The 6,275-nt window shown below is 66.6% G+C and carries 6 protein-coding genes and 1 tRNA gene; 3 read left to right on the top strand and 4 right to left on the bottom strand.

The annotated features are described in order from the left end of the window. Positions 1 to 814 (bottom strand): DUF6538 domain-containing protein (locus THITHI_RS18245; protein WP_198005557.1); only part of this gene is annotated, 814 nt, incomplete at its 3' end. A 98-nt stretch (positions 815 to 912) separates the two neighbouring features. Then, positions 913 to 1,002, bottom strand: a tRNA-Ser gene (locus tag THITHI_RS0101115). A 181-nt stretch (positions 1,003 to 1,183) separates the two neighbouring features. On the opposite strand from THITHI_RS0101115, the gene mltF reads away from it, so the two are divergent. Next, a complete protein-coding gene (gene mltF / locus THITHI_RS0101110; RefSeq protein ID WP_018231226.1) occupies positions 1,184 to 2,632 on the top strand; it encodes a membrane-bound lytic murein transglycosylase MltF in 1,449 nt (482 codons plus the stop codon). 44 nt (positions 2,633 to 2,676) lie between these two features. Beyond that, positions 2,677 to 3,705 carry an alpha/beta hydrolase gene (locus THITHI_RS0101105; protein ID WP_018231225.1) on the top strand — a complete coding sequence of 343 codons (1,029 nt, stop codon included), beginning with the start codon at positions 2,677 to 2,679 and terminating at the stop codon, positions 3,703 to 3,705. Here THITHI_RS0101105 and THITHI_RS0101100 read toward each other — a convergent pair. Continuing rightward, positions 3,702 to 4,319 carry a hypothetical protein gene (locus THITHI_RS0101100; RefSeq protein ID WP_018231224.1) on the bottom strand — a complete coding sequence of 206 codons (618 nt, stop codon included), beginning with the start codon at positions 4,317 to 4,319 and terminating at the stop codon, positions 3,702 to 3,704. The genes THITHI_RS0101105 and THITHI_RS0101100 overlap by 4 nt on opposite strands. 231 nt (positions 4,320 to 4,550) lie before the next feature. On the opposite strand from THITHI_RS0101100, the gene THITHI_RS0101095 reads away from it, so the two are divergent. After that, a complete protein-coding gene (locus THITHI_RS0101095; protein ID WP_232199365.1) occupies positions 4,551 to 5,189 on the top strand; it encodes a DsbA family protein in 639 nt (212 codons plus the stop codon). Between the two features lie 118 nt (positions 5,190 to 5,307). Here THITHI_RS0101095 and THITHI_RS0101090 read toward each other — a convergent pair whose 3' ends face one another. Further along, positions 5,308 to 6,249, bottom strand: coding sequence for a stomatin-like protein (locus tag THITHI_RS0101090; RefSeq protein WP_018231222.1), 942 nt, complete (start codon positions 6,247 to 6,249; stop codon positions 5,308 to 5,310). Positions 6,250 to 6,275 lie beyond the last annotated feature (26 nt).

Genomic DNA, 6,275 nt, shown 5'->3' with positions numbered 1-6,275 from the left:
TCGGGCGTAACCCCAGCCCGATGAGGTGGTCGCGGTAGCGAATGATGTCTTGACGGTTGATCGCGGCAGCGCCCTTCCGGCCAACGACATGCTGGAAATCCTCAAGCACTCGGCGCACATCATCGAGTGTGCGCTGGGGACGGCGGGGATCGAAGCGTTTCCAATCCTCGTAGATTTCATCCAGCCCAGGCCCGTCGGCTACAGGCGGTGAAGATGCAGTGGCATGCCGGGTGAGCGGCGGCTCAGGTGTCCAGATCACCTCGCCCGCATCGCGTACCAGCTGCTGGTCATGTACTTCGGTGACGGTTTGCAGGAAACGATACAACAGGCTGCGATAGTGGCCCTCGTCTCCGCGCAGTTCTACACCGAGCAGGTGGAGGAAGGTCTGCAAGGCAGGCTCAATGCGCTCAAGGCGGCTGCGTTGCAAGGCCTCCGTGAGTAGCTCGCGGGTGGCGCGCCGCTGAGCTGCCCGTTCCTCGAACTCCTCGCTGAACAGGGCCTCTTGGCGACTGTACTCGTCGCCGGCCAGGGCATGGTGGCGCCACAACGCGCAGATTTCCTGGATGACGTTGTCATCCAGGAGCAGCTGGGTCTTCTCGCCATGGCGGGCCCGGAGTTCATCCCGCAAGCGCTGGCAACGGCGGTCGAAGCTCGCTGAGGCTTGGCGTGCCAGCCGGCAGGCCTCCCGGTGGTCCTTGGTCTTGAGCGAGAACCTTTCCTCGCGCTTGCCTAGATAGGGCTGAAGGTCGACCGGGATCTTGGCCCTGAAGTAGTACGTGGAATCGCGTTTCAGCAGGTGTGTTTGTTGGCTCATATCCGACATCTCGGTGTACCCCCGTGGTGTACCAGTCGGATATGTATAGGCACCGAAGGGTCAAGTGCTTGCAACCCTTTCAATACCTTAGAAAAATTTGGCGGAGAGGGTGGGATTCGAACCCACGGTACGCTCGCGCGTACAACGGTTTTCGAGACCGCCCCGTTCGACCACTCCGGCACCTCTCCAAAGGTCGATACTCCGTTCCGCGCTGCATCCTGCCCCGCAAGCGCGATCCCCGGACAGGCGCGGCCGGCTGGATCAATGCGCGGGGCCACTGAACCCGCGGGCCGTTCGGGGGTCGAAAACCCGGCTGCCCCGAACAGGGGAGGGCGTAGTATAGGCGGAAAATCAGGCGAGCTTAAGTCCTTGAGACTCTACAGACGACAGACAACGACCCTGCGGCGCCTGGAACTGGTGGCTTTCCTCGCCCTGGTGGTGGTCACGCTTGCCTTCTTCCTCAACCGCCCCGTGAACAGCCTGGAGCAGGTGCTGGACCGGGGCGAGCTGGTGGTGGCCATGCGGGTGAGTCCGACCACCTACTTCTCCGGTCCGGACGGGCCCACGGGGCTGGAGTATGAGCTGGCCCGGGCCTTTGCCGATCGCCTCGGGGTGCGCCTGCGCGTCGTGGTGCCGAACCGGTTCGAGGGCCTCCTGTCCATGGTGGAGCGGGGCCGCGTCGATCTCGGGGCGGCGGGCATCACCGTGACCGAGGCGCGCCGTGAGCGCATGCGTTTCGGTCCGCCCTACAAACAGGTCACCGAGCAGGTGGTCTACCGCATGGGCGCGGAGACACGGCCGCGCTCCATGGAGGACCTCAACGGCCTGCGGCTTGCCGTCGTGCCGGGCACGACCCACGCGGGCCGCCTCGCCGAGTCGCGCAGTGAATTCCCGGATCTGGACTGGGTCGAGGCTGCGAACGAGGATACCGGCGCGTTGCTGCGCAAGGTCTGGCTGGGTGAACTGGATCTGACGGTGGTCGACTCCACGGAACTGGCCTCCCAGCAGCGCTTCTATCCGGAACTGCGTGCGGCCTTCGACCTCTCGGAACCGACGGATCTGGCATGGGCCTTCCCGCTGCGCGGTGACACCAGCCTGCTGGAGGAAGCCGAGGCCTTCTTCGAGGAGATCCAGGCAGCCGGCTGGCTGGATCAGTTGCTGGAGCGTCATCTCGGACACGTGGGTGAACTGGATTACGCGGGCAGGGTGACCTTCGTCCGGCAGGTGGAGGGAAGGCTTCCCGAGTACCGGTCGCTGTTCAAGGAGGCGGCCCGGGTCCATGGCCTCGACTGGCGCCTGCTGGCGGCCATCAGCTACCAGGAGTCACACTGGAACCCGGATGCCGTCTCGCCCACCGGCGTTCGCGGCATGATGATGCTCACCGAGAAAACCGCGGCGCAGCTTGGCATCAGCGATCGGGTGGACGTGCGCGAGAGCATCATGGGCGGTGCGGAGTATTTCATGAGCATGCACGCGCGGATCCCGGATCGCATACCGGAGCCTGATCGCACCTGGCTTGCCCTGGCCGCCTACAACGTGGGATTCGGGCATCTGGAGGATGCGCGCAGGATCACGCAGGCCCAGGGGCGTGACCCGGACCGGTGGATGGACGTGATGGAGCACCTGCCGCTGCTGGCCCAGGAGGGCTGGTACCGGCAGACCCGCTTCGGCTTTGCCCGCGGCGGGGAACCGGTGCGCTACGTGCAGAATATCCGCAGCTATTACGACCTGCTGGTGTGGCTGACCAATGACGACGAGGGCAGGCCGCGGCCCCAGCGGCTCGTCCCCCTCCTGGGGCTCATGCCGCCCGGATTGTAGCCTGATGGACGGGCCTTGCCCCGTGCCGCCGGGTACAACGTATCATGCCCTTCATGCCTCGATCCCTACTGTTTGCCTTCGCGGTGATGCTGGCTGCGTGCGGCCAGCCCCAGGTGCAGTCGGCCGGCGCGGCCGGTGAGCCCCCCCGGCTGCACGACGATCACGTGGTCACGGACGACGGTTACACCCTCCCGTTGCACCGCTGGATGCCGGACGGCAAGCCGGTGCGTGCCGTGGCCCTGGGCCTGCATGGTTTCGGCGACTACGGGGCCGCCTTCGAGGCCCTGAGCGGACCCCTCAGTGCCTCGGGTATCGCCCTCTACGCCTACGATCAGCGGGGCTTCGGCAGCACCGGGCATCCGGGCATCTGGGCGGGACGGGAACGACTCGTGGCGGACGTGTCGCTGGTGGTCTCCCTGCTCAGGGAACGCCACGAGGGTCTGCCGGTATACCTTCTGGGAAAGAGCATGGGCGGGGCGGTGGCCCTGCTGGCCGTCACCGGAGAGACGCCGCCGGCGGTGGACGGCACGGTCTACATCGCTCCGGCGGTGTGGGGGCGCGAGACCATGCCCTGGTATCAGCGTCTGGGCCTGTGGATCATGCTGCGCATCCGCCCCGGCATGTACCTTTCGGGCGATGCGGCCCACGATCTGGGCATCCGGCCCACCGATGATCCGGAGGTCGCCCGCGCCCTGAGCCGTGACCCCCTTGTACAGAAAAGGGCACGCATCGACACCATACACGGCCTGACATCCCTCATGGGCGAGGCCCTGGACGCATCGGCCGGGCTGCCCGGTCCGGCGCTGATTCTCTACGGAGACAACGATCAGGTCATTCCGCCGCGGCCCGTGTGCGCCATGCTGGAGCGGCTGCCCGCCCAAAGGGCCGGGGAATGGCGCATGGCCCTCTACCCGGATGGCTATCACATGCTGACCCGCTACACAGGGGCTGCCGCCACCCACGGGGATGTGGCCGCCTGGCTGCTGGATCCCTCGAGCCCCTTGCCTTCGGGCGAGGAGGTGGATCTTGAAGGCGCCTGGTCCCGCCTCTGTCCCGGGGACCTGCCGGGTTAGCGCCCGATGCCGAGCACGTCGAGCACCTCCCCGGTGGCCTCCAGCACCCGGATCACCTGGTCCTCCGTCTCAAGGAGAATGGTGCCGTCGGGCTGACGGGGAAGGCGGCGCCTCAGTTCGTCGTCGATCCGTCGGCCGAAGCGGACCTGCGCCTGGTCCAGCACCTCGCCCCGCCCCACCTTGCGCACCCATCCGGGCGGAAGCCCGTCACCCCGCTCCATGCGCCGCTGCAGGCCCGGCGGCAGGTCCCGCCGGCCGTCCGCCAGTCCGGGGGAGGGGCGCTGATCCCGATCCCGGTACCATTGCCGGATGGCCTCGGCCTCCTCCCAGCGCAAGCGTTCATGCACCCGGCCCTCCCGGTCCCGGTGATGGGGTTCCAACTGCCGGCGCAGGCGTTCCGTCTCTTGCTCGTCGGCCGCCGCGGAGCGTTGCTGACGGCGGTTACCGCTACCTGGCTCCATGACTCGGGGCTGACCGGGGCGGATCTCCGTGGGTGCGCCCCGCGGCCCGTCGGCTCCGGTGCCCACCCCGGTGGGCGGGGGCTGGGCGTGGGCCGTCTGAACGAACAGCAGCAGTGACGCGAACAGGACCAGGACAATGTGGATGCGGATCACGAGGGTCTCCTGGGCGGGGTGGGCGGATGCGATACACTGACGCTAACTCAAGCGGAGACCGCCTGCATGGGATACCGTCCCAGTTCACGCAAGTTGTCATGCGGGAGACGTTCCGGTAGTGCTACGCATCATGCCCGGGCCCTGTCGCGACAGCATGAGCGGCGAGGCCTTCGATACCCGTGCCGAATTGCGCGCAGGCGATGATGTTTACACGGGCTGCGGGCGATTTCCGTGACGGAGGAACATATGCCGGCCAGGCTCTACTACGTCCATGATCCCATGTGCAGCTGGTGCTGGGCCTTTGCGCCCATGCTCCATGTTCTGGAGCAGGCGCTGCCCGCCGGAATGACCATGACGCGGCTGCTGGGCGGACTTGCCCCGGATACGGACGCGCCCATGCCCGAGGAGATGCGCCGCTATGTGCAGTCCGCCTGGCGGGAGGTGGAGAGGCGGGTGCCCGGCACCCGCTTCGATTTCCGTTTCTGGGAGGTGTGCCGGCCCAGGCGCGCCACCTATCCCGCGTGCCGGGCGGTGATCGCGGCACGCCGGCAGGGCGAGGCGTTCGATCGTCGCATGACCCGTGCCATCCAGGAGGCCTACTACCTCCGGGCACTCAACCCTTCCGAAGACGAGACCCTGATCGGGCTTGCCGCCGAGCTGGGGCTCGATGCGGCGGTCTTCACACGGGATCTGAACTCGCCCGGGGTGCACCGGGAGCTGGAGGACGAGATCGCCCGGTCACGGGCGATGGGAGTCACGAGTTTTCCGAGCCTGGCGCTCGAGGACGCCCACGGGCTGCACGGCATCCCTGTGAACTATCTGGACAGCCGTCCCATGGTCGAGGCCATTCGGCCCGCTGCGGATCTGTAGGCTCCGCGCTGCCTGGCGCGTGCCGCCACCAGGCAGCACATCTCCGTGCTGGCCGGTGCGGGCTGTCGCGCAAGTGCGGCCTTCCGATCCGACCGACCGGCAGGGCGCCGGGTGAGGTTCAGGATCTGGCCGTGCCACTGGCGGACTGAAGGATCTGGGACAGCCCCGCCACGGCACCACCGATGTTGCTCAGTTCCGCGGGCAGGATCAGCGTGTTGCCCTCCTTGGCGAGGCGTCCGAACTCGCGCACGTACTGTTCGGCAATGCGCAGGCTCACGGCCTCCTTGCCGCCGGGCTGGTTGATCGCCGTGGCGATGCGCTCGATGCCCTGCGCGGTGGCGGCGGCAAGCATCTGGATTTCCCTGGCCTTGCCCTCGGCCTCGTTGATCTGTTTCTGCTTCTCGGCCTCCGAGAGGTTGATGATCTGCATCCGCTCGCCCTCGGAGATATTGATCTTCTCCTGACGTTCCCCTTCGGAACGGGCCACCACGGCGCGGCGTTCACGCTCGGCGCGCATCTGCTGCTCCAGGGCGTCGTTGATGGTGGTGGGCAGTACGATATCGGCGATCTCGTAGCGCATGACCTTCACGCCCCAGGGCTGGGCGGCATCGTCCACGGCACGCACCACTTCCTCGTTGATCCTGGCTCGCTCCTCGAAGGTCTTGTCGAGTTCGATCTGCCCGATGATGGAGCGCAGGGTGGTCTGGGCGAGGCTCATGGCGGCAAAGCGGTAATCGGAGATGCCGTAGCTGGCCCCCTGGGCGTCCATCACCTGGAGATACAGGACGCCGTCCACGGACACGGAGATGTTGTCCTTGGTGATGCACTGCTGCTTGGGCACGTCCAGGGCCTCTTCCTTGAGGGTCTGCCTGTAGGCGACCCGGTCAATGAAAGGGATGAGGATGTGAAAGCCGGCGTCCAGTGTGCGGGAATACCGGCCCAGGCGCTCGACGATGTAGGCGGAACGCTGGGGCACGATCTGCGCCGTCTTGATCAGCGCCACCACCACGATGGCGAGGATGATCAGGGAGATGATGGTTGTGATGCTGATGCCGTCCATGTGATGTTTCCTTAAAGTGGTCTGAA

The organism is Thioalkalivibrio thiocyanodenitrificans ARhD 1 (assembly GCF_000378965.1).
In the GTDB taxonomy this organism is placed as follows: domain Bacteria; phylum Pseudomonadota; class Gammaproteobacteria; order Ectothiorhodospirales; family Ectothiorhodospiraceae; genus Thioalkalivibrio_A; species Thioalkalivibrio_A thiocyanodenitrificans.
Note: the sequence above shows the minus strand (reverse complement) of the source record. Positions and strands in the feature narration are given on the sequence as shown.